At 72.6% G+C, this 23,586-nt stretch carries 17 protein-coding genes; 2 read left to right on the forward strand and 15 right to left on the reverse strand.

Annotation, left to right across the window (positions count from 1 at the left end; translation table 11 throughout):
* Window positions 1-64 precede the first annotated feature (64 nt).
* Both DY218_RS24520 and DY218_RS24525 read left to right on the forward strand, forming a co-directional pair.
* Window positions 65-1,228 (forward strand): hypothetical protein, encoded by a 1,164-nt coding sequence (locus DY218_RS24520; protein WP_128558308.1) that lies wholly within the window; start codon window positions 65-67, stop codon window positions 1,226-1,228.
* Between the two features lie 116 nt (window positions 1,229-1,344).
* Window positions 1,345-2,541 (forward strand): ABC transporter substrate-binding protein, encoded by a 1,197-nt coding sequence (locus tag DY218_RS24525; protein ID WP_128558309.1) that lies wholly within the window; start codon window positions 1,345-1,347, stop codon window positions 2,539-2,541.
* A gap of 19 nt (window positions 2,542-2,560) precedes the next feature.
* Here the strand turns inward: DY218_RS24525 and DY218_RS24530 are convergent, their stop codons facing one another.
* The 15 genes from DY218_RS24530 to DY218_RS24600 all read right to left on the reverse strand — a co-directional run bounded on the left by DY218_RS24530 (window position 2,561) and on the right by DY218_RS24600 (window position 23,536).
* Window positions 2,561-3,448, reverse strand: coding sequence for a PrsW family glutamic-type intramembrane protease (locus tag DY218_RS24530; RefSeq protein ID WP_128558310.1), 888 nt, complete (start codon window positions 3,446-3,448; stop codon window positions 2,561-2,563).
* Window positions 3,449-3,607: 159 nt separating this feature from the next.
* A complete protein-coding gene (locus DY218_RS24535; protein ID WP_128558311.1) occupies window positions 3,608-4,222 on the reverse strand; it encodes an isochorismatase family cysteine hydrolase in 615 nt (204 codons plus the stop codon).
* Entirely contained in the window at window positions 4,222-5,193 is a 972-nt protein-coding gene (locus DY218_RS24540; protein WP_128558312.1) for an LLM class F420-dependent oxidoreductase, read from the reverse strand. Before DY218_RS24540 ends, DY218_RS24535 begins: the two co-directional genes overlap by 1 nt.
* Before the next feature lie 98 nt (window positions 5,194-5,291).
* Window positions 5,292-6,830, reverse strand: a complete 1,539-nt coding sequence (locus DY218_RS24545) for an acyl-CoA synthetase (protein WP_128558313.1) — start codon at window positions 6,828-6,830, stop codon at window positions 5,292-5,294.
* A 67-nt stretch (window positions 6,831-6,897) separates the two neighbouring features.
* Window positions 6,898-7,851 carry an alpha/beta fold hydrolase gene (locus DY218_RS24550; protein ID WP_128558314.1) on the reverse strand — a complete coding sequence of 318 codons (954 nt, stop codon included), beginning with the start codon at window positions 7,849-7,851 and terminating at the stop codon, window positions 6,898-6,900.
* A gap of 13 nt (window positions 7,852-7,864) precedes the next feature.
* Window positions 7,865-9,292, reverse strand: a complete 1,428-nt coding sequence (locus DY218_RS24555) for an amidase (RefSeq protein WP_128558315.1) — start codon at window positions 9,290-9,292, stop codon at window positions 7,865-7,867.
* Window positions 9,293-9,488: 196 nt separating this feature from the next.
* Window positions 9,489-11,147, reverse strand: coding sequence for a PucR family transcriptional regulator (locus DY218_RS24560; protein WP_128558316.1), 1,659 nt, complete (start codon window positions 11,145-11,147; stop codon window positions 9,489-9,491).
* 144 nt (window positions 11,148-11,291) lie between these two features.
* Window positions 11,292-12,398, reverse strand: coding sequence for an o-succinylbenzoate synthase (menC, locus tag DY218_RS24565; RefSeq protein ID WP_128558317.1), 1,107 nt, complete (start codon window positions 12,396-12,398; stop codon window positions 11,292-11,294).
* Window positions 12,395-13,384 (reverse strand): GNAT family N-acetyltransferase, encoded by a 990-nt coding sequence (locus DY218_RS24570; RefSeq protein WP_128558318.1) that lies wholly within the window; start codon window positions 13,382-13,384, stop codon window positions 12,395-12,397. The genes menC and DY218_RS24570 overlap by 4 nt, the downstream gene beginning before the upstream one ends.
* Window positions 13,381-14,523, reverse strand: a complete 1,143-nt coding sequence (locus DY218_RS24575) for a M20 family metallopeptidase (protein ID WP_128558462.1) — start codon at window positions 14,521-14,523, stop codon at window positions 13,381-13,383. The genes DY218_RS24570 and DY218_RS24575 overlap by 4 nt, the downstream gene beginning before the upstream one ends.
* A gap of 76 nt (window positions 14,524-14,599) precedes the next feature.
* Window positions 14,600-17,959 (reverse strand): serine hydrolase, encoded by a 3,360-nt coding sequence (locus DY218_RS24580; RefSeq protein ID WP_128558319.1) that lies wholly within the window; start codon window positions 17,957-17,959, stop codon window positions 14,600-14,602.
* Window positions 17,960-18,008: 49 nt separating this feature from the next.
* Window positions 18,009-19,007 (reverse strand): ABC transporter ATP-binding protein, encoded by a 999-nt coding sequence (locus tag DY218_RS24585; RefSeq protein ID WP_128558320.1) that lies wholly within the window; start codon window positions 19,005-19,007, stop codon window positions 18,009-18,011.
* On the reverse strand, window positions 19,004-20,908 hold the full coding sequence (locus tag DY218_RS24590; RefSeq protein ID WP_128558321.1) for a dipeptide/oligopeptide/nickel ABC transporter permease/ATP-binding protein: 1,905 nt from the start codon (window positions 20,906-20,908) through the stop codon (window positions 19,004-19,006). Before DY218_RS24590 ends, DY218_RS24585 begins: the two co-directional genes overlap by 4 nt.
* Complete coding sequence (locus DY218_RS24595) at window positions 20,908-21,921, reverse strand: ABC transporter permease (protein ID WP_128558322.1); 1,014 nt, start codon at window positions 21,919-21,921, stop codon at window positions 20,908-20,910. The genes DY218_RS24590 and DY218_RS24595 overlap by 1 nt, the downstream gene beginning before the upstream one ends.
* A 10-nt stretch (window positions 21,922-21,931) precedes the next feature.
* On the reverse strand, window positions 21,932-23,536 hold the full coding sequence (locus DY218_RS24600; protein WP_128558323.1) for an ABC transporter substrate-binding protein: 1,605 nt from the start codon (window positions 23,534-23,536) through the stop codon (window positions 21,932-21,934).
* Window positions 23,537-23,586 lie beyond the last annotated feature (50 nt).

Genomic DNA, 23,586 nt, shown 5'->3' on the forward strand with positions numbered 1-23,586 from the left:
CCCCGTCAACGTCGTGCGCGCGTTCACTGGCGCGCGACCCCTGGACCCGTGGAAAGGACACCGCGTGCACGCCAAGCTTCGCCCGCTCCGCTCGACCGCCGTCGCCGGGAGCGCCGTACTGGCCCTGCTGACCGCCGCATCCGCACCCGGCCTGGCCGCCGACGGCCCGACCGGCAGACCCGAACTGCCCACCCGTATCGACGGCGGCGCGTGGCCCACCAGCCATGTGCAGGGCGTCACCGTCGACCACGAACGGGGCTTCGTCTACTGGTCGTTCACCCAGATGCTGGTCAAGACGGACCTCTCAGGCAAGGTGATCGGCACCGTGGAGGGCCTCACCGGACACCTCGGCGACATCGACATCGACGACCGCGACGGCCGGGTCTACGGCTCGCTCGAGTACAAGGCCGAGGAATCCTTCTACATCGCCGTCTTCGACGTCGACCGCATCGACCGGGTCGGCATGGATGCCGAAACCGACGGCGTGATGACCGCCGTCCATCTCGACGAGGTCGCCGAGGACTTCACCGCCGACATGAACGGCGACGGAGTCTTCGACGGCGACGTCGCGGACACCCCCGACCACCGCTACGGCTGCAGCGGCATCGACGGCGTCTCCTTCGGCCCCGGATTCGGCAAGCGCGGCGGCAGACAGACGCTCAAGGTCGCCTACGGCGTCTACTCCAACACCGAGCGCACCGACAACGATCACCAGGTGATCCTGGAGTACGACATCGCCAACTGGCGGAAGTACGAGCGGCCGCTCTCCCAGTCCGACCCGCACCACAGCGGCCCGAAGCGGTACGACGGCAAGTTCTTCGCGTACACCGGCAACACCACCTACGGCGTGCAGAACCTGCAGTACGACCCGAGCACCCGCAACTGGATCATGGCCGTCTACGAGGGCGAGAAGGAGGGCTTCCCCAACTACTCCTTCTTCACCGTCGACGGCACCGCCAAGCCGGTGCGGGGCGAGATCGCCGGACAGCCGGAGCCCGAGACCGGCAGGCTTCTCAAGCTCCGCGAGGCCGGTCTGCGCGACGAGGCGACCGGGATCCGCGGCTGGGAGTTCCACGGCAACCTCGGCTTCGACGCGCTCGGCGACGGCCGCTACTACGTGGCCGAGGGGCGGGCCGTCGAGGAGGACGGCGTCAAGAAGCAGGAGGGCTGGGTGCGACTGCACCGCTGGACCGGCGACACCCCGGCGCCCTTCGAACCGATCGACTGACAGCGCCGCGGGACACAGCTCCGGCGAACGCGCCTCGACAAGGTGTCCGCGCGACCCGCGGCGGCTTCGACGCACCGTCCATTGTCCGGCGCCGCCCGGCCGGGCATGCTGCGGTGATGCGAGCCCACCACGGGTGCAGCCCGTCCCCGCCGTCCCGCCGATCCGTGCTGCGAGCGCTCGGCGGAGGCCTGGCACTCGGCGCGCTCGCCGGGTGCGGGGTCCCCGCCGCGTACGTACCGGCCGGCGATCGCGCGGCCGCCGATCTCTCGAAGCGGGACCGGCGCCTCACCTTCGCCAACTGGCCGCTCTACATCGACACGGACGACGACGACACCTCCCGCAGGCCCACCCTGGACGCCTTCACCCGGCGCACCGGGATCGGCGTGCAGTACACCGAGGAGATCAACGACAACGACGAGTTCTTCGGGAAGATCAGCCCGGCCCTGATGAACGGCCAGGCGACCGGCCGGGACCTGATCGTCATCAGCGACTGGATGTGCGCCCGCTTCGTCCGCCTCGGCTGGGTCCAGGAGATGGACCGCTCCCGGCAGCCCAATGTCGCCAAGTACCTGGACCCGCTGCTGCGTTCACCCCACTTCGACCGCGGCCGCCGCTCCACCGTGCCCTGGCAGTCCGGGATCACCGGCATCGCGTACAACAAGGCGAAGATCGGCCGCGAGCTGAAGAGCGTGTCGGATCTGTGGGCCGACGACCTGCGCGGCCGGGTCACCCTCCTCTCCGGGCTCGACGAGGCCTTCGCGCTGCTGATGCAGGGCGACGGGGTCGACATCACCCGGTGGGACGCCGACGACTTCCACCGGATCTGCGATCGCGTGGAGAAGCTGGTCGCCGCCCGGCACATCCGCCGCTTCACCGGAAACGACTACATCAAGGATCTGGAGACCGGCGATGTGCTCGCCTGCCAGGCCTACAGCGGTGACGTCATCCAACTCCAGGCGGACAAGCCGGAGATCGAGTTCCTGGTCCCCGAGGAGGGCGCCGAGCTCTGGTCGGAGTCGCTGATGATCCCCAACCTCGCCCGCCACAAGCGCAACGCCGAACAACTCGTCGACCACTACTACGATCCGGAGGTCGCGGCCGAACTCGCCGCCTGGGTCAACTACGTCTGCCCGGTCCCGGCGGCGCGCGACGTCCTCGCCTCCAGCAAGGACGAGGAGACCGCGGCCCTCGCCGAGGACCCGCTGATCTTCCCGGACGACGCGATGCGCGACCGCCTCGCGATCGCCCGCGACATCACCGACGAGGAACGCCCCGAACTGTCCAAGCGGTGGAACCGGATCGCCGGGGTGTGACCGCCCGCCCCGGCGCCCGTCACGCCGGGGTGCGGGTCTGCGGCGCCGGCAGCCCGTCGACGGAGAGGTCGCGGGTCAGCCTCCGGAAGAGCAAGTAACTGGCCAGCGCCACCAGGAGATAGAGCAGATGCGCCGCCACCGGCACGTCGTGCATGACCAGAAGTCCGTCGTTGAGCGAGTGCAGCACGCAGACGGCGACGAAGACGCCGAGGATCGAGGGCGTCACGACCACCTTGCCGCGGCGCTCCCACACGGCGAAGGCCGCCGCACAGACCGCTCCGGTCCACACCAGATGACCGAAGGGCGTCGTCAGGCCCCGCATCAGGAGCACACCGTCGGCGGCGAAGACGTTGTCGTGGTGCATGTTCGAGAACGCGTACGACACCGACTCGAGGACGGCGAAACCGGTCGCCACCACGAGGCCGGTCATCACACCGGCCCGCTTGCTGATCACCTTGCCGGTGAGGGCCATCGCCAGGACCGGCACGAGCTTCGCCGGTTCCTCGATGAATCCGACCCGCAGGATCTCCAGACTGTCGTCGACCCCGATCAGCAGCGCGTCGTAGAACCCGCCGAGCAGCAGGGCCACACCACCGCCGAACAGCCCCGCGCTCATCAGCGTCAGGGCGGGCACGCTGGTCGCGATGCCGGTGCGGTCCTGGGTGGCGACGAGCAGGGCGACCGGACCTGCGGCCGCGCCGTAGAAGAACGACGCGGGGACCACGGCGGTGTTCCCGGTCCCCTTCGCGACCAGGGCGAAGGCGAGCGAGAGCAGCAGCATCAGGAGCCAGACACGGAACCAGCGGTTGCGCAGGAACCACCGCCGGCGTCGTCGTGGCGCCGCGGCCGGATCCGCCGGCCGACGGGAGTCCCACTGGGACCGGTGAGGGTCCGGCTTGCGTGCCATGACTGAGCCCCCTTCGGCTCGACGAGGCGGTCGGCCTCCCGCACGCCGCGCGGTGCTCCCGGCGCGCTGGGCCCACTCCACCCCACCGCACCGGACGCGCCGGCGCACCGCGGGAGCACCCGATCGGGCGTCCCGCGTCCCGCACCGGGCGGCCGGACGTCACGGCACGGACGGGCCGGGCGCCGAGGGCGGGCCGTGGAACGGCACCCGGTCGGCCGCCACCACCTCGGCGTTCATATTGCGGCGCATCATCTCCAGGGCCGCATCCGCGAGCCCGGGATGGATATGGGCGACGCCGTCGCGCGGGACCGTCACGCGCAGATGCCGGATGTGGGCGTCGAGCGCCGAGTAGAGCACGCACTGCTCGGTGACCTGTCCGCACAGCACCAGATGCCGGACGTCCAGCTGCCACAGCAGATACGACAGCGGCGTCTCGTAGAAGATCGAGTGGCGCGCCTTGACCACGAACAGGGACGTGTCGTCCGGCAGGATCGGCTTCACCAGGTCGGCATGCGGTCCCGCGAGCGCGCTGTCCACGATCTCGCCGTGGTGCGAGCGCCATTCGCCGAAGTTGTCGTTCACGTAGATCACCGGCACCCCGGCCGCCCGGGCACGCTCGATCAGCCGCCCGATCGTCGGCACCACGGTGCGTGCGGATGCCACGAGCTGCTCCGCGTCGTCGTGGTCGTACGTGTTGATCATGTCGATGACGACGAGCGCCCCGGGGCCGCCGGTCCCGTGTCCGTCGGGCCTCGGCCCGTCCGGCGCACTCATCACAGATCCGCCTTGCGCAGGGTCGGCAGCAGCGTGCGGGACGCCCACTCGAGGAACGGATCCTGTGCGTCGCCGCCGATCTGCACGAGCGCGACCTCGGTGAAGCCCGCCGCCGTGAAGGCGCGCACGGCTTCCACCACGGCATCGGGATCGTCGCCGCAGGGGATGGACTCCGCGACGTCCTCCGGCGTGACGAACTGCGTGGCGCCGGCGAAGGAATCGGGGTGCGGGAGCTCCGAGTTCACCTTCCAGCCGCCCGCGAACCAGCGGAACTGGTCGTGGGCCCGCTCGACCGCGGCCCGGCGGTCGGTGTCGAAACAGACCGGCAGCTGCCCCACGCGGGGCTTGCCGCTGCCACCGTGCCGGTCGAAGGCGCGCAGCAGCTCCGCGTCCGGCTCGGTACTGATCAGGAGGTCGGCCAGCCGGCCCGCCAGGGCACAGGACCGCGTCCCCGACACGGCGATCCCCAGCGGTGGCAGCGGATCCGGAAGGTCCCACAGCCGCGCCGAGTCCACGTCGAAGTGCCGACCGTGACGGGTGACATGACCACCGGCGAACAGTTCGCGAATGAGCGTCACCGCCTCCTCGAACATCTCGTGCCGCACGTCGACGGACGGCCACCCGCGGCCCACGACGTGCTCGTTGAGGTTCTCGCCGGACCCGAGACCGAGGCGGAATCTGCCCTCGGACAGCAGCTGCAGCGTCGCCGCCTGCTGCGCCACCACGGCCGGGTGGTACCGGAAGGTCGGACAGGTGACGTACGACATCAGCGGGATCCGGGAGGTCGCCTGGGCCGCGGCCCCGAGCACACTCCACGCGTACGGTGAGTGACCCTGGGACCGCAGCCAGGGGAAGTAGTGGTCACTGGTCACGGAGAAGTCGAAGCCGGCCTCCTCCGCCCCCACCACATGCCGTACGAGCTCCCGCGGCCCGGCCTGCTCGGTCATCATCGTGTACCCGATCTGCACCATGACCACCGAGTCCCCCGCACATCACGGGACAACCGGACCGCTACGCCTTGTGCACGGGCGGCTCACCGAGTGCTACGAGGCCGGACCCGGCCGGCGGGTCAGCCGACGGCGCGGTCGCGGTCTCGCCAGTGCTGCTCCCGGAGGGCTCGTTTGAGGATCTTGCCTGCGGGTGAGAGGGGGAGCTGCGGGACGAACTCGGCGGTGCGCGGGGCCTTGTAGCCGGCGATCAGGGTCTTGCAGTGGTCCCTGAGTTCCTCGGCGGTGGTCTCGGTGCCGGGCCTGAGGACGACCACGGCGTGCACCCGCTCGCCGTAGGTCTCGTCCGGTACGCCGATCACGGCGCAGGACGCCACCGCGGGGTGGCGCCCCAGGGCGTTCTCGACCTCGGTGGAGTACACGTTCTCGCCGCCGGTCACGATCATGTCCTTGATCCGGTCGACGATGTGCAGATAGCCGTCCGGGTCCAGGCGCCCGCCGTCGCCGGTGTGCAGCCAGCCGTCCCGCAGCACCTCGGCGGTCTCGGCCGGCTTGTCCCAGTAGCCGCTCATGACGTGTCCGCCCCGGACCGTGATCTCGCCGACCTCCCCGGGCGGCAGCTCCCCGCCGTCGGGGCCGACGATCCTGATCTCGCAGTGCGGGGCGGCCCGGCCGCCGGAGCGCAGCCGGGTGCCCTCGATGTGGTCCGCGCCGGTCAGCAGCGTGGCCACCGGCGCCACCTCGGTCATGCCGTACGCCTGCAGGAAGCGCGCCGCGGGGAAGGCGGCCATGGCGCGCTCGAGCAGGGCCTCGGGCATCGGGGACGCGCCGTACAGGAACGAGCGGAAGCTGGACAGGTCGTACGCGGAGCGCTCCGGATGGTCCACGAGCAGCTGGATCATCACCGGCGGCAGCATCGCCGTGGACACCGCATGCCGCTCCACGGCCTGCATCACGGCCACCGGCTCGAACGACGGCGTGAACACATGGGTGCCGCCGGCGATCGTCTGGATGTTCCAGGCCACCAGACCCGCGCTGTGGAACAGCGGTGCGGCGTGCAGCATCCGGCCGCCCGCCACCGCGATCGGCTCGCAGGCCTGGCTGCCCAGGGCCGAGACCATCATGTTGGCGTGGCTGAGCATGACGCCCTTGGGGAAGCCGGTCGTCCCGCCGGTGTAGAAGACACCGGCCAGCGTCTCGCCGCCGAAGCGCCCGTCCTCGACCGGACCGGTCGAGGACACCAAGTCCTCGTACGACAGGAGCCCTTCGGGCGCGGCCTGCTCGCCGCAGTGCACCACGGTGTCGAGCAGATCTCGCAGCTCCTCGACCACCGGCAGGAAGGCGTCGTCGACGAACAGGCAGCGGGTGCCGGACTGTTCGAGCGAGTAGCGGATCTCGGGTGGCGCCCAGCGGATGTTCACCGGGTTCACCGCCGCGCCGATCCACCAACAGGCCATCAGGTACTCGTGATACCGGTCGGAGTTGAAGGCGAGGATCCCGACCCGGTCACCCTGCCGTACGCCGAGTTCGCGCAGCGCTCCGGCGAGCCGGGCGGTCCGTTCGACCGATTCACGGACCGTGCGCACCCGGTCGCCGCTGATCGTGAGCGGCAGATCCGGACTCTGCTGCAGAAGCCGGTGCAGCGCTTGCGTCAGATACATGGAGCGTCTCCCCGGATGGAGGTGGGAGTGGGAGTGGAGGTGGATCACGGGCCGCTGCGTGAGCGTGTCAGTCGGCGGTCTCCTGGGACGCCGGCCCGGCCGCCCCCGGTCGGGTCCGTGCGGACCGCAGCACCTCGATCACGGCGTCGCGTACGGGCCCGGGGCGTTCCTGCGGGACGAGGTGACCGGCCTCGGGGACCACGACGGTCCTGCCGCCCCGGGTGTCGTGCATCAGCCGCTCCGCCGTGTCGTTGAGCAGCAGCCGGGTCCGGGCCGTCCCGCGGTCGACCCGCCCGCCCTGCACGCAGATGGTCGGCACGTCGGGCGTGCCGGCCTGCTGCAGACGGCGGACCAGCGGGCGGGCGGAGACGATGTGCTCCGCCTCACGGGCGCCGGCCCGCATGGCCCGGACGCAGGCGTAGTCGCGCAGCATGATCGCCACATCGGCGCGGTCGATGTCCGGCGAGGTGCCGTGCGGCAGGGTCAGGCGCTCGATCAGTCCGGCGCCGCCGAACCGCGCCAGGAACCCCATGACGCGGAACGAACCGGCCACCAGCCAGGCGTTCTTCGCCGGCATCGTCTCGGCGACCGTCGAATCGACGAACACGATCCCGGCGACCCGTGCCGGATGCCGTTCGGCGAAGAGCCGGATGACGGGACCGCCCCAGCTGTGCCCGACCAGCACCACCGGAGCCCGCTCGTCGAGCACGTCGAGGAGTGCGGTGAGGTCGTCGACCAGGCGGTCAAGGGTCCGAGGGCGCGGGTCGACGTCACTGCCGCCGTAGCCGGCACGGTCGTAGGACAGGGTGCGGGTGTGCGCACCGATCTCGCGCTGGGTGTGCACCCAGCAGGCCGCGGGCGCGCTCATGCCGGCCTCGAACAGCACGAGCGGGCCGGGGCCCTCGCCGGCGGCGACGGTGCGCAGCGTACGGCCGTCGGGCAGCGTCACGAGTCGTTCGGTCAGGCCGCGGCCCGGGTCGAGCCCGGCGCCGGCGGGCGGTGAGGTCCGATCGTGGGGCACGAAGGTCCGCCTTTCACCGGGATCCGAGTACGCGGCGGTCAAGGTCCCACCGGGATGCGCGTTCCAGCTGGGCGGCAAGGTTCAGCAGCTCGGCGTCCCGGTGCGGTCGCCCCACCAGCTGGGCGCCGTACGGCAGTCGGGCGTCGTCGAGGTGGGACGGGACGGCGACGGCCGGCTGCCCGGTGAGATTGACCCACGGTGTGTAGCAGGACCAGTCGAGCATCAGGCGCGGCTCGGCCTCGACCCCGTCGCGGAAGTAGTGACCGATCGGCACCGGTGGGCCGTTGGTGGTGGGGGTCAGGGCGACGTCGTAACCGTCGAGTGCCGTGAGGAAGGCGCTCGCGTAGCCGGCGAGGACCGCCTGCATGCCCATCACGTCGAGGCCGGTCGACTTCGCGCCCAGGGCGTGCAGATGGCGTGTGTACGGCCTGAGCAGAGGTTGCCGGTCGGCGGGTACGAGCGCGGTGGCCGCGGCATGGACCGAGGAGGCGAACCAGGCGGTGATCGCCTGCTGTACCGGCTCGGTGTACGGCACGGGCACGGCGATCTCGTGGACCTCGTGGCCGAGTTCGCGCAGCAGGACCGCGGTCCGCTCGGCCGCATCGACCGCGCCCGGATGCGGCCGTACCCCGTCGAGGCCCGTATCGGTCCACAGCGCGATGCGCAGCGGCCGGTCCGGATCGCGGGCGACCGCGCCGGCGAGGCTCTCCGCGGGCCGAGCGCCGTACAGATCGCCGGGCGAGGGCTGCGCCATCACATCGAGCAGCAGCGCGGCGTCCTCGACGGTCCGGGCGATCGGCCCTTCCGTGGTGGTGACGAAGAACGAGGATCCCGGCGCCGGACTCACCACGCCCCGACTCGGCTTGACCCCGACCAGATGACATGTCGACGCAGGAGTGCGGATCGACCCCGCCCCGTCGCTGGCGTGCGCCAAGGGCAGCAGCCCCGCGGCCACCGCGGCGGCCGCCCCGCCGCTCGAACCGCTGGCATAGCGGCCCGGGTCGTACGGAGTGACGGCCGGGTGCACGGTCACGTCGTTCTCGGTGTAGCAAGTCGCCCCGAACTCGGGTGAGTTGGTCTTGCCCACGAGCACCGCGCCGGCCGTGCGGAGCAGGCCCACGGTCCAGCTGTCGCCGTCGGGCACATGCTCGGCGAGCGCCGCGGAGCCGAAGGTGGTGCGCGTACCGGCCGTGGCGAAGAGGTCCTTGATGCCGAGCGGCAGCCCGCACAAGGGGCCGCCCGCTCCCCGGGCCAGTTGCGCATCGGCGCGATCCGCTTCCTCGAGGGCGCGTTCGGGGGTCACGGTTACGAAGGCGCCGAGCGCGGAGTCCAGCCGGTCGATCCGGGCCAGGTAGTGCTCGGTCAGCTCTCTGGCGCCGACCTCGCGTGCGCGCAGCGCGGCGAGCTGCTGCGCCGCGGTGAGCTCGTGGAGATCACTCATCGCCGGCACCGCCGTTCGTTCGACGTTCCGTACATGACGACACGGGGACCCTCACTTCCGCGGCACCGGACCAGTACTGCCCGCAAGGTAGGGCAGCCCGCTCGGACGCAGCTTCGTCGTCACCGCCAAACCCGGGGGCGGTGGTTGGTGCCCGGCCACCAGCGCGCGCGGGCGTGCACCGGGCGTGCCGGAGACGTCACGGCGATGCGGCGCCCGGCAGTCGGAGCAGCCGCAGCTGCAGCATCAGGGCGAAGCGGGTGTCGGGGTCGGCGAGATCGGTCTCGGCGACCTCGGTGACCCTGCGCAGCCGGTAGCGGAAGGTGTTCTGGTGCACGAACATCGCCTCCGCCGCGGCCGGGACGTCTCCGAAACTGTTCAGCCAGTGGCGCAGCGTCTCCACCAGGGCCGAGTCGTGCCGCCGGTCGTACGCGAGCAGGCGCGCCAGCGGCCCGGTCGGTGCGTCGCCGCGTGCGGCCGCGAGGTCGGCCAGGTCGAGCAGCAGCGCCTCGACCTGGACGTCCGAGATGTGCGCCAGCCGCCGGGAGTGCCCGCCCGACCGCAGTACCCGCAGAGCCCGGTCCGCGCCCTGCCGGGACCGGGCGAGCGCACCGCCGTCACGGGCGATCGTGCCCACCCCGATGAGCGGGCCGAGCCGGTCGCCGACCCGGGTCAGGAAGTCTGCGGCGACCCGGACCGCGTTGTCCTCGGCACCCTCGGCACCCGTCTGATGGTGTGGCACGGGCAGGATGCCGTACGCCACGTCGCCGATCAGTGCGGTGGCGGCCCGCGCGTGGATCGCGGAGAGGTGCATCGCGAAGGCGTCCGTGAGGCGTTGGCGTTCGGCCGCGTGCCGCGCGTGCTGGTCGGCCGATCCGGACGGTGCGGGCGGATCGGGCACGGCGAGTGCGAGGACCACTCCGGCGTAGTCGGTGAGGCCGAGCCGGCCGAGCGCCTCGGCCGCACCCGTACCGCCTTCGAGCGCCGTGGACAGCAGATCGGCGCGGAGCCTGCGCTCCACGTCGGCGCCGGCCCGCAGCCGCAGCATGTGCAGGGCGACCAGTTTGGCCGCGTCGTGCAGCGCCCGGGTGCGCTGCGGCCCGAGCTCGGCATCCACCACGGCCCAGATGGAGCCGAGGATCTCGTCGCCCGCGCGTACCGCGATCGCGGCGCGCGGCAGGTGGAAACCGTCCGTGTCCGCGGGCGCGACCAGGACCGGCTGGTCGCTGCGGTACAGCGCACGGAACACGCCACGGTCCTCCAGGAGCCGGGTGAAACGCTCGGGCACCTGCCGGCCCAGGACGGTCTCCACCCGGGAGGCGTCGGCCTCGTCCTGACGGCCCGAGAAGGCGAGGACGCGGGAGCTGCGGTCCTCGATGGTGACGGGCGCGTCGAGCAGCGCGGCCACCGCATTGGCCAGCGCGAACATGTCGCCGGACGGGGTGCCGCCCAGCGTCTGCGGACTCGCCTCGCCGACATCGCCGTCCGCGAGCAACGAGCGCAGCAGCGCGGCCAGTTGCGCCCAGGAGGCGCCGCGGGTGAGCGCGAGCAGGGCGACTCCGGAGCGCTCGGCGGCCGCGATGACCGCCGCGTCCTGCGGGGCGGGGGAGCGGACCACGAGCGCCGCCGCCCCGGCCTCGCCGAGCGTGCCGAGCAGCCGGGCGATCTCGGACGCGCCCTGCACACCGACCCCGAGCACCAGGGCCTGGCGGGGCAGCACCGGATCGTCCAGCGGATCGTGGATGATCACCCCGCCGATCGCGTCCGCCCGCTCCGGATCTCCGCAGACCAGATCGAGCAGGGTGGTGCCCAGATCCTCGAGCACCCGCGGGAGGCCGGCGCGGGGCGACGCGTGCACCACAGAACCGCCCCCTACATCCCGGCGTGCGAGCGGGCCGTGCCTCGGCCGTTCGTCGTCAGCACCGGAATTGTGTGCTCCAGCTGTCGTCCTCGACAAGGGGTGCGACCTCGTCGGCCGTGGATCCCGCGCCCGGGGCCCGCCTCACAGCGGCAGCCACTCGGTGCCGACCGTGACCTCGTCGAGCACGTCCGGATCGGGCGTGACGCCGAGGCCGGGCCCGTCGGGCACCGGCAGCTGCCCGTCGGCCAGGACGAACGGCGCGGTGATGTCGGTCCGGTAGTAGCGGGCGGATCCCGAGGTGTCACCGGGCAGGGTGAAACCGGGCAGCGCCGCGAGCGCCACATTCGCCGCTCGCCCGAGCCCGGTCTCCAGCATGCCGCCGCACCACACGGGCACGCCGTGGGCCGCGCACACGTCGTGGATGCGCCGCGCCTCCAGATAGCCGCCGACCCGGCCTGGCTTGATGTTCACCACACTGCACGCGCCGAGCGTGATCGCGGCCGCCGCGGAGCGCGCGGAGGTGATCGACTCGTCCAGGCACACCGGTGTGGTGAGAGCCTTGGCGAGCTCCGCATGGCCGAGCAGGTCCTCCTCCTCCAGAGGCTGCTCGATCAGCAGCAGACCGAAGGGGTCGAGCCGGGCCAGATGCCGCGTGTCGGCGAGCGTGTAGGCCGTGTTGGCGTCGACCTGGAGCAGCACCTCTTCGCCGAACCGCTCCCGTACGGCACGGACCGGTTCCACGTCCCAGCCCGGCTCGATCTTCAGCTTGATGCGTACGTAGCCCTCGTCCAGATATCCGGCGACCGCATCGAGGAGCTGCGGGACCGAGTCCATGATGCCGACCGACACCCCGCACGGAACCCGGTCGCGGACGGCACCCAGCTCGCGGGCCAACGGCACGCCCCTGGCCCGCAGTTCGGCATCGAGGACGGCCGTCTCCAGGGCCGCCTTCGCCATCCGGTGACCCCGGAACGGAGCGAGCGCGGGGCCCACCGCGACGGCTCCCAGCCGGTCGCGCCCGCCGAGCGCGGGCACCAGGAAACGGCGCAGTACGTCGGCGCAGCCGGCCACGTACTCGGACGAGTACAGCGGGTCGGCCATCGCCACGCACTCGCCCCAGCCCTCGCTCTCGGTGCTCACCGCCCGCAGCAGCAGGGCCGAGCGTTCGGTCTGGGTGGCGAAGGAGGTGCGGAAGGGCGCCACCAACGGCAGCCTGATCTCGCGGATCTCGACCCCGGTGAGCTTCACGGCTGGTCCTCTCGTTCGACGGGTACGGACGGTGACCCGGGTCGGTCGGGCAGGTCGGGTGGGTCGGGCAGGTCGGGTGGGTCGGGCAGGCCGGTTCGCTCGGACGCTTCGAGCAGGTACCAGCCCGCCCGGTCGAACCCCGTGACCTGCCACCCGTCGGCGAGGAGACCGCCGAGGACGTCCCGCAGTCCGGAACGCCAGTCGGCGGCGCAGCCCGGATCGCTGTGCCGCAGCTGCTCGATGTCCGCCGGTACGGCGACCCGGGTACGCGTACCGGAGACCCGGCCCGCCACGGGCCGTCCGTCGGCCGTCACGTCCAGGGCGGCGGCGATCGCTCCGGGAGCCGCAGCGGCGGAGTGCCGCGGCAGTCCGTGGCAGGCGGCGGCGGCCTCGGGGGAGGCGAGGCGCCACTCGACCAGGAGCCGGTCGGTGGCATCGGCGCCGTTGATGCCGTCGTTCATCCGGCCGTAGAAGTCCGGCAGATACTGCGCGGGACGGGCGGCCAGCTTGCCGATGTTGAAGTAGGCATTGCGCCGCACCAGCGGGTCGAAGGTCCAGGAGATCCGCGCCGTGCCGCGCCGCAGCGCCCAGGCACGCTGGTGGACCTTCAGCGCGAAGCCGACGCTGCGTCCGCGCATCCGCCCCGAGACCCCCGCGATGTGGCTGTGCAGAGCGCCGGCCGGTGGCGGTCCGAAGAAGCCGATGCAGGCGCCGACCAGTTCGCCGTCCCGGCCTCCGTCGAAGGCGGCGGCCACATAGCTGCCCGCCTTGTCCAGGGCGCGCAGCAGCTCGGGGGTCGCCAGACCGTTCTCGCCGTCGGGCTTCCAGATGCTCTCGAAGAGTCCGCAGGCGGCTTCCAGGTCCGCACGGGCGTCGATCGCCCGCACCTCGGTGCCCGCCGTACGTGCGGCCGCGTCCGCCGCGGCCCGCGCATCGGCGACGGTCCGCTCGTCCGCCGCCGGGGAACTCAGTGCCAGGTCGCTCATCGCGCACTCCCGCTGCTCGCTGCCGCCGAACTCCCGGGCGCTCCAAGGGAGTCGGTGCCCAGCAGGTCCTCCACCAGTGCCGCGAGCAGCGCGGTCCGCGGAGGTATCCCGGCGATCCGCACATGCTCGTGGTCGGCGTGCGCGCCGCCGCCCACCGCGCCGAGCCCGTCCAGGGTGCGGATCCCGGCGCCCGCGGTGAAGTTGCCGTCCGAGGCCCCGCCCACCGCCGCCTCGGCCGGCGGTGCGAGGCCGAGCCGGGCGGCCAGTCGCTCGGCGGTGCGGTACAGCTCCTCGGACGCCTCACGCGACAGCGGCGGCCGGTTGGGGCCGCCGGTCACCTGCACCGTCGCGCCGTCGAGCACGGGCCGCAGCGCCTTCAGCGCCGCATCCACCCGAGCCTGCTCCGCGGCCTCCCGTACGCGTACGTCCACGGCGAACCGGCCGTCGGCGGGCACCGTGTTGGTGGTCGCCCCCGCGCGCAGCACGGTCGGCGTGACGGTCGTCCCGCGGCCGTCGTCGCCGAGAGCGGCGACGGCGAGGAGCTGGTGTGCGGCCTCGACGGAGGCGTTCACCCCGTTGTCCGGCTCGAGGCCGGCATGCGCGGCCCGACCGCCGGCCCGGACCTCGTACAGCGAGACGCCCTTGCGTACGGTCTTCAACGCGCCGCCCTCCGCGGCCCCTTCGAGGACCAGCGCGGCCGCGCACCCGGCCGCCTCCTGCTCGATCAACTCGCGCGAGGACGGCGAGCCGAGCTCCTCGTCGCCGGTGACCAACAGGGTCACCCCGTCCACCCGGTCGAGCGCACTGAGCACACCGAGTGCGTGGAAGGCCATCACCAGACCGGTCTTCATGTCGAAGCACCCGGGCCCGCGCAGCACTCCGTCCCGCACCGAGAACGGGCGGGCGGCCAATGACCCGAGCGGCCAGACCGTGTCGTGGTGCCCGAGCAGCAGCACCCGCCGCGGCCCGGCGCCGAGGCGCCAGCGCAGATGCGTACGCCCGTCGACGACGACCACCTCGGGCTCCACCCCGAGCCGGCGGGCGCCGACAGCGGCGACGATCTCTGCACTGCGCGCCACCGCCGCGAGGTCGGCCGACGGCGACTCGGCCCGCACCAACTGCCCGATGTCGTCGACCATTTCGGGCAGCGCCGCCTCGAATCGGGCCCGCCCCACCGTGCCGCCGGGGTCGTCGTAGCCGTCTTGCTGTTTCATGTCAGGACACCTTCGGGGTCGCGCGCACGCCGTGGTGGACGTAGTGCTCGCCGGTGGGCAGTGCATAGAACGTCACCGGGATCCAGGACGGACTGCCGGCGTACTGCACGAGGAACCGGCGGTCCGACACCGGCACCAGGGCGGCCTCGCGGACCGGTTCCGGCACGAGGTGCGCGAGCGGCCCGGTCGTCGTGTGCCGCAGCCGCGGTCCGTCCGTGCCCTCGAGGATGTCGATGCGGGTCCCGGCCCGCTCGTACCGTCCGAGGTGCCGGCCGGCGTCCACCGACACCGGCCCGGCCGGCGGCCGCGGGGCATCGGGCATGGCCACTCCGGCCAGTTCGGCGAAGATCTCCCCGAACAGCTCCCGGTACAGGTCCGCCGCCGCCCCGCCGTTGGTGAGGAGCGTGACGGCCAGGTCCTGTTCGGGCAGCACCCGCAGGAACGCCGACTGGCCGAGCGTGTTGCCGTCGTGACCGATCAGACGCCGGCCGTCCCAGCCGAAGCGGATCCAGCCGAGCCCCCAGGAGTCCCCGAGCGAGTCGGTGTCCGGCAGCTCGACCTGCTGCTCGGTCATGGCCTGCGCCGCACGCTCCGAGAGCAGCCGCGTCCCGTCCGGCGCCAGGCCTCCAGTCAGGTGGAGCCGGGCGAAGGCGAGGACGTCCGCGGCCGTGGCCGTGATCAGCCCGGCCGGACCCGCGGAGCGAGGCAGACCCCAGGCGGGTACCGGGCGCGGTGGCGCGTCGCCCTCGGAGGCATGACCCATGGCGGCACGGAAGCGCAGCGCCTCCTCCGGAAGCGTCACCGTACGCTCGAGGCCGAGCGGGGCACACAGCCGCTCCTGCAGCGCACGGTCCCAGCTCGTGCCGGTGAGCTTCTCGACGACCCGTCCGGCGAGCACGAACCCGGAGTTGCAGTACGAGAACGTCGCCCCCAGTGGATGGTTCTGCGCCGCCTCGTCCAACCGGTCGACGAAGCGCTCCAGGCAGTCGTCGCCGCGTCCGGTGTCGGTGAACACGTCCCCGTCGATGCCGCTGGTGTGGGTCAGCAGATGCCGCATCGTCACCTGCCGTGCCACCAGCGGGTCCGCGAGATGCAGCTCCGGCAGCACATCGGCGACCGGCGCGTCCAGATCGAGCACACCCTCGTCGACGAGCTGCATCGCCAGGGTCGCGGTCCACACCTTCGTGATCGACCCGATCTGGAAGAGCGAGTCGTGCGTGGTGGTCACTCCGGTGTCTTTGTTCAGCACACCGTGCGCGGCGACCGCGCTGTGCGCACCGCGGGCGATACCCAGGACCGCACCCGGTACTCGGTGCCGCCCGGCCAGCTCGGCCAACCGCCGCTCCCAGTACGCCACATCCACCGGACGCGCGGCAGACCGCCCGGAGGCGACGCGCCGCGGGGCTCCCGCACCGGCGTGCTGCTCCACCCAGTCCACGATGCGCCGGCCGAGATCGGTGCGGTGCGACGGCGGGCCGTCGAGCAGGAACAGGTGCGACCCGCCCGGGTACAGCACCATGCGGGTCGGCACCCCACGCACCCGCAGCGCGTTGAACCACTGCTCGGCCTGGCCCACCGGACACCGTTCGTCCGCCGCCCCGTGCAGCACGAGTGTCGGCGTGCGTACCTGTTCCACCCGGGAGTACGGGGAGAGTTCGGCGTACCGGTCGCGGTCGAGCCAGGGAGAGGTGCCCAGTTCGGTGGTGGCGAGCCAGTGCCCCGCGTCACTCGTGCCGCACATGCTGGTGAGGTCACTGACCACACCGCCGGCGACCGCCGCGGCGAAGCGGTCGTCGTGGCCGGTGAGGTAGCAGGTCATGTAGCCGCCGTAGCTGTATCCCGCCACCGCGAGCCTTCCGGGGTCGGCCGTCCCCTCGGCGACCAGCGCATCGACCGGTTCGAGGAAGTCCCGCGCGTCCGCCGCGCCCCAGGCGCCGGCGGTCGCGGTGAAGAAGGCCTCGCCGTAGCCGTCGCTGCCCCGCGGGTTGAGCAGCAGCACCGCCCAGCCGCGGGCGACCAGCTCCTGGTGGTAGAGGTGGGCGGGATCCGCCGCGCCGTTCCAGGAGTTGTGCGGTCCGCCGTGGATGTCGAGCAGCAGCGGGGCGGGACCGGTGCGTTCCGGGTCGCGCAGCAGCCAGCCGTGCACGGTGCCGCCGTCGGAGATGGCGAACTCCCGTTCCTGCGCGGGGAAGAGCTCCACATCGGCGAGCGGCGCGCCGTGCCGGGTGAGGACCCGCTCGCGGCCGGTGGCCGTCTCGACGGCGACGATCTCGCCGTGGCTCCCCGGAGTCGTCAGGACAACCGCGGCCGTGTCCTTGGCGGCGGTCATGCCGGCGACCACGCGGCCCGCTCCGCCGACGACCGGCCGCGGGGCTCCCGCGCCGGTCGCGTCGACCGCGTACAGATGGCTGCAGCCTCGGTCGCGCAGACAGAACAGCACGGTACGGCCGTCGTCGATGACCCGGGGCAGCGCGCCCGGGTAACCGGGCCCGCCCGGCATCACATTGCGGTCGACGCCGCTCGTCAGGTCGACAACCGGCCCGCCGTCCAGGGGGACCCGCAGCAGACCGGCGTGGCCGAGTGCGGTGTCCGTGCGGCCGACGACCAGCAGGGCGGTGCCGTCCGCGGTCCAGGTCACGGCATGGGCGACGCCCTCGTCGCCGCCCACGAGCCGTGGTGGTGCGGCCGTCGCGGCCGGGTCCACGTCCACCACGTACGCCTCGGAGGCAAGGGTCAGATCGGCGGTGGAACCGCGGGCCGCGCAGAAGGCGAGCGACCGGCCGTCGGGCGACCACGCCGGAGCACCGGCATGCCAGTCGCCGTCGGTGACCTGCCGCAGCCGCCCGCTCGCGGCATCGACGACGTGCAGATGGCTGCGGACCGTGCCCACCGGCCCGCCCCCGTCGGTCTTGTGGTCGAGCCGGTCCACCACGAGGGGCGGCGGCACGGCCGTGCCCGCGGTCGGCGCCGGCCGCCGGTCGACGGGCGCGGTGAAGGCGATCGAGGTGCCGTCCGGGCTCCACACCGGGGCGCCCGCCCCCAGCGGCAGCTCGGTGACCTGCTCCGGCTCGCCCCCGTCGGCCGGCAGCAGCCACAGTTGCGCCGGACCGTCCCCGCCCCGCAGGAAGGCGATCCGTGCGCCGTCGGGCGACCAGGCGGGTGCGGTGTCGGCCGGCCCGCGGGTCAGCCTCCGTGCCGCGCCCGTCCCGGTCGGCACGGTCCACAACTCCCTCTCGTCCCGGTCGTGTTCGCGGTCGGCGGTGCGCAGGACGTACACCAGACGTGTACCGTCCGGTGACAGCGCGGGCTGCTCCGGCAGCTCGAGCGAGTAGAGATCGTCGATACCCAGGCGTCGAGTCAAAGCGGGCTGTCTCCTCGTGGACGGTGCGGATACGGCAGACATGTGCGGTTTACGAAGCGTTCCCCGGGGCGCCGGCCTCGAGGCCTGCAGTACTGGGCGCGGTCACGAAATGGCAGGCCGCCCGATGGGCACGTGACGCCGCTTCGGTGCCGGGATCGCGGGTGCGGCACAGCTCGCGGTCGTCGCGGACCGACGGCCCGACCGGGCAGTGCGGGTGATAGCGGCAGCCGTCCGGCGGGTGGTGCGGATCGGCCGGCTCACGGACGTCCTCCTCGACCCGACCGACGTCTTCCGGCGTCGCGGAGCGGCGGGGCACGGCGGCGAGCAGCTCACGGGTGTACGGGTGCTGCGGATCGGCAAGCACCTCCTTGGTCGGGCCCGACTCGACGATGCGGCCGAGGTGCATCACGGCGATGTGGTCGCTGACGTACCGCACCACGGCCAGATTGTGCGTGATGAACAGCGTGGTCAGACCGAGGCGTCGCTGCACCTCGCGGAAGAGGTTCAGGACCGTGCCCTGGACGGACACATCGAGCGCCGAGGTGATCTCGTCCGCGATGACGGCCCCTGGCCGGCCCGCCAACGCCCGGGCGAGACCCACGCGTTGGCGCTGACCTCCGGACAGCCGCCCCGGCAGCAGGCTCGCCCGCCCGGCGTCCAGACCGACCTGCTCCAGGAGCCGTTCGACCTCGGCGCGGCGTGCCGTCCGGCCACGCAGTGCGGCCCGGGGGATGGCCTCGGCGATCGAGTCCCCGACCGTCATCCGCGGATCGAGCGACGCGTACGGATCCTGGAAGATCATCTGCAGCGGACGGTGCCGTCCGCGCAGCCGAGTCACATCGGTGCCGTCGAGCAGGACCCGGCCCCCGCGGACCGGTGCCAGACCCACCGCGGACTTGGCCAGAGTCGACTTCCCCGACCCCGACTCCCCGACCAGACCCACGACTTGACCGGACGGTACGGTCAGGCTCGCACCGTCCACGGCGGTCAGGCCGCGGCGGCCGTGGCCGTAGCGCACACTGACCCGGTCGAAGACCAGCCCGCTCATGAGGCACCTCCGGACGTGGCGGCGACGGGCGTCGGCGCGGGGTTCCAGCAGGCGAGCCGATGGCCCGCGGAGTCGGTCACCAGGTCCGGGTCCTCGCCGCGGCAGCGGTCCTCGGCGCGCGGGCAGCGCGGTGCGAATGCACAGCCCTCGGGCAGCCGGTCGGGTTCCGGCGGGCGCCCGGGAATCACCGGCAGCGGACGTGCCCGGTCGGTGTCCAGGTCCGGCACCGCGGCCAGCAGCGCCCGCGTGTACGGATGCCGCGCCGCAGCGAACAGCTCGGCGGCGGGCAGCTCCTCGACGATCCGGCCCGCGTACATCACCAGGATCCGGTCGCAGGTGCCGGCGACCACCGTGACGTCGTGGCTGATCAGCAGCAGGGCGGTGCCCTCGGCCGCCCGTACGTCGGCGAGCAGCCGCAGCACCCGGCGCTGCACCGTGACATCCAGCGCGGTGGTCGGCTCGTCCGCGACGATCAGCCGTGGGCCGCCCATCAGCCCCATGCCGATCATCGCGCGCTGCCGCATCCCGCCGGAGAACTCGTGCGGATACTGCCCGGCCCGGCGCTCCGGCGCCGGCACCCGCACCTCGCGCAGCCGGTCGACCGCGGCCGCGAGCGCGGCGCCACGAGACATCCCCCGATGCTGTTCGGCGACTTCGGCCAGCTGCCTGCCCACGCTCAGTACGGGATTGAACGAGGTCATGGGGTCCTGGAAGACCATCGCGAGCCGGCCGCCGAGCAGCGGCCCGAGCTCCCGGTCCGAGGCGCGCAGCAGCTCGGTGCCCGCGAACTCGAGGCGGTCGGCGGTCACTTCGCCCGGTGGTTCGACGAGCCGCGCCGCGGCGAGCGCGGTCAGGCTCTTGCCGGAGCCGGACTCGCCGACCACCCCGACCGCTTCCCCGGGCCGCACGGTCAAACTCACCCCGCGCACCGGTGTCACCGGAGCGTCGCGCCCCGGGAAGGACACCCGCAGGTTCCGCACCGCAAGCACCGACTCCGCGCCGTCCGGCTCAACCACCGTGCCGGGGCGCTGAGTCGAGAGGCCGCGCGCCTCGGTGCGGCGCGGCGACAGGGGTCGCACCCCGAGCGCGGCGGCGGCCGCCTCCCCGAAAAGGTTGAACGCCAGGCCGGTGACCACCACGGCGAGGCACGGAGCGAGCGCGGGCGCGGGCGTCAGACTGATCCGGTTCAGTCCTTCGCCGAGGAGCCGGCCCCAGTCGTAGTCCGGTGCCTGCACACCAAGGCCGAGGAACGAGAGGCCCGCGAAGGCGAGCAGCGCGGTACCGGCACCGATTGTGGCGTTCACGGCCAGCGGCTCCGCGATGTTGGGCAGGATGTGCCGCACCAGCATCCGGATCCGGCCGACTCCGGCGACCCGGGCGGCCGCGACGAAGTCCTTGCCCGCCACCGAGGCGGACAGCGTCTGGGTGAGCCTGGCGAAGGACGGGGCCGTCGCCAGACCGATCGCCAGCACCGCACCGGTCGTACCCACACCGAAGATCACCGCGAAGAACAGGGCGAGCAGAAGCCCGGGGAACGCCACGGCGGTGTGCACCGCGGACGTCACAAGACGCCCCGCACGCCGCGGCAGCACCGCCGGCGCCGTGCCGAGCAGCAGCCCCAGGAGCACGCCGATGACGGTGGCCGTCACGGCGAGCAGCACGGACAACCGGGTGGCCACCAGGACCCGGTAGAAGATGTCCCGGCCCAGCGTGTCCGTGCCGAGCAGATGCGCGGCCGACGGCCCCTGCTGCACGGCCCCGGTGTCGACCACCGACGCCCGCTCGCCCCACAGGAGGGGCGCGAGCACCGCCACCACGACCACCACGAGCAGCAGCACCGCCGCACACAGCCCGACGGGCGTACGGACGACCGCCGCCCACCTGGAGTCCCGTACCGACATCAGCCCTCCTTGATCGTGGACCGTGGATCGAGCACGGCGAGCAGCACGTCGACGAGCAGATTGATCACAAGGACACCTGCGCCGTAGACCAGCACGATGCCCTGGACGACCGGGAAGTCCTTCTGCTGGATGGACTGCACGATGGTCGAGCCGAGCCCCGGCCAGGCGAACACGTTCTCCACCAGGACCGTGCCCGCGACCAGGGCGGACAGCAGCAGACCGCCCAGCGTGAGCGTCGCCGTGAGGGCATTGGGCAGCGCGTGCCGTACGTACACCAGGCGGGCGGGCAGCCGCTTGGCGCGGGCCGTGCGCACAAAGTCGGCGCCGAGCACGGACAGCATCTCCACCCGGCCGATCCGGGCGAGTACCGCGGCGGGCCCGACCGACAGGGCTAGCACGGGCAGCACGTATGAGGCCGGCCCGTCGCGGCCCGCGACCGGGAACCAGCCGAGCTGCACACCGAAGACGTACGCGAGCAGCACCGACAGCAGGAACTCCGGGACGGCGGCCAGCAGGACGCTGACCGAGGTGAACACCAGCTCCCCGCCCCGGCGCCGCCCGCCGCGGGTGAGTGCGGCCATCACCGTGCCCAGCGGAATCGCCACCGCAAGCGCGACCACGAAGGCGAGACCGGCCAGTTCCAGGGTCGCCGGCAGCCGCTCCCCGACGACCTGCGACACCGGCAGCGCACTGATCGTCGAGGTGCCCAGGTCTCCGGTGCACAGCCCTTTGAGGAAGTGCAGGTACTGCTGCCACAGCGGGTCGTCCAGGCCCAGCTCGGCGCGGCGGGCCCGCACCAGCTCCGGCGAGGCGGTCATCCCGAGCGCGGCCCGCACCGGATCGCCCGGGATCAGATGGATCATCAGGAACGCGGCGGTGACCAGGACCCACAGGGAACCCGCGAACCGCACCGTCCGCCGTGCGGCGAACGCCGGCCACCGGCCGCCCCGCGGGACCCGCCGGCCGGGCACACCCGCCGCAGGCGCGGCCGCCTCCACCGTCGAAGTCGTCATCGAAGAGCCCTCAGTCCGTGTACATACGGATCGACGACGGGACGATCGCGCCCTGGCTGAGCTCGAAACGCGCGCCCTTGCCGAAGACCGGCGTCAGCGAGTCGTAGTACGGCACCGCGTCGAGGTCGTCGATCAGCGCCTCCTCGGCCTGCTGCCACTGCGGACAACTGGCCTCGCCGACCTTCGCCGAAGCCTGCTCGACCAGCGCCTCGTACTTCGCGTTGTGCACCCCGGCGAAATTGACGCCCTTCGGCGCGCGCGGGCCGGCCATGAACGGCACCAGCTGGGTGGGTGAGTTGAGGGCGACCGGCCCCATCGACACATCCCAGTCGCCGCCGCCGAACAGCGCGTTGTTCAGGCCGGGGCTGTCCACCGGACGCAGCTCGACATCGACCCCCAGGGCCTTCCACTCCTTCTGGACCAGCTCGGCGCCCGCGGCCGTCGTCGGCCCGTTCTGGGTGCCGTACATCAGGCTCAGTGCGAGCTTCTTGCCGCCCTTGGCGCGGATTCCGCCTGCGCCCGGCTTCCAACCGGCCCTGTCCAGGGCGGACTTGGCGGCCGCGACATCGTGCTCGGGCAGCCGGCCGGTGACCGTGTCGCCGGTGCAGGCCCGCGGCTCGACCGTGACCATGCCCTTCGACGGCTTCCCCGCGCCATTGGTGATCACCTTGCCGACGGCCGGCAGGTCGAGGGCGCCCACGAGGGCCCGGCGTACGGCCTCGTCGGCTCCTGGCCGGCCACCGTTCTGGTTGAAGTACAGCTGGCCCACCGGCGCTTGCAGATCCTTGCGGAACAGTTTCTGGGCGGCCAGACGCTTCTGCTCGGGGCCCGTCATCGGTGCCGCGTTGAGCTCCCCGGAGAGCAGCAGGTTCGCTGCCGTCGACTCATTGGGGATCACCCGGATCGTCACCTTGTCCGGCAGCCCCTTCGCCTTGCCGTCGTACGAGCCCGGGCCCCAGGTGTAGTCCTTGCGCCGGGTGAGTGTGTAGTGGTCGCCCGTGACGGCCTCGGTCATGGTGAACATGCCGGTGCCGCCGTCCTTGCCGCCCTTCGCGAGGGACTTGCGGTTCGCGAGGCCCTTGCCGCAGGCGATCGGCACCGATCCGGCATTGCGCAGCAGCATGGCGTCGGGGGCGCCGCTGGTGAGGGTGACCGTGCGCTTCGCATCGTCCGCCTTCGCCGTGGTGCCCGGCTGGATCTGCACGCCCGCGAGCGGCGACTTGTTCTTCGGATCGCCGATGTAGTCGATGTTCTTCGCGACATCGCTCGCCGTCAGGGCCGAGCCGTCCGAACAGGTCACGCCAGACCGGAGGGTGAAGGTGGCGGTGGTCCCGGTCGCCTCCCACTTCTGCGCAAGGCCGGCGACCGGCTCGCCCTCGTCGTCCAGGTGGATCAGCGGGTCGTACAGATAGCGGTTGACGCCGATGGCGATCGACATGACCGTCTTGGCCGGATCGAGGGTGCCCGGATCGGAGGCGTACGCCATGGTGAACGTCCCGCCGTCGGCCGGCTTCCCGTCGCCGCCGCCCGACGATCCGCCACAGCCCCCGAGCACGAGGGCGGCGGCCGTGGCGAGGGACGTGGCGCGCCCGAGACTCCGCAGCCTGCTCCTCATCCCGCGCACCGCCGATCCGCCGCAACACCGTGCATCCGGGCCGGAGTTCC

The organism is Streptomyces triticagri, assembly GCF_003429565.1.
Classification (GTDB): Bacteria; Actinomycetota; Actinomycetes; order Streptomycetales; family Streptomycetaceae; genus Streptomyces; species Streptomyces triticagri.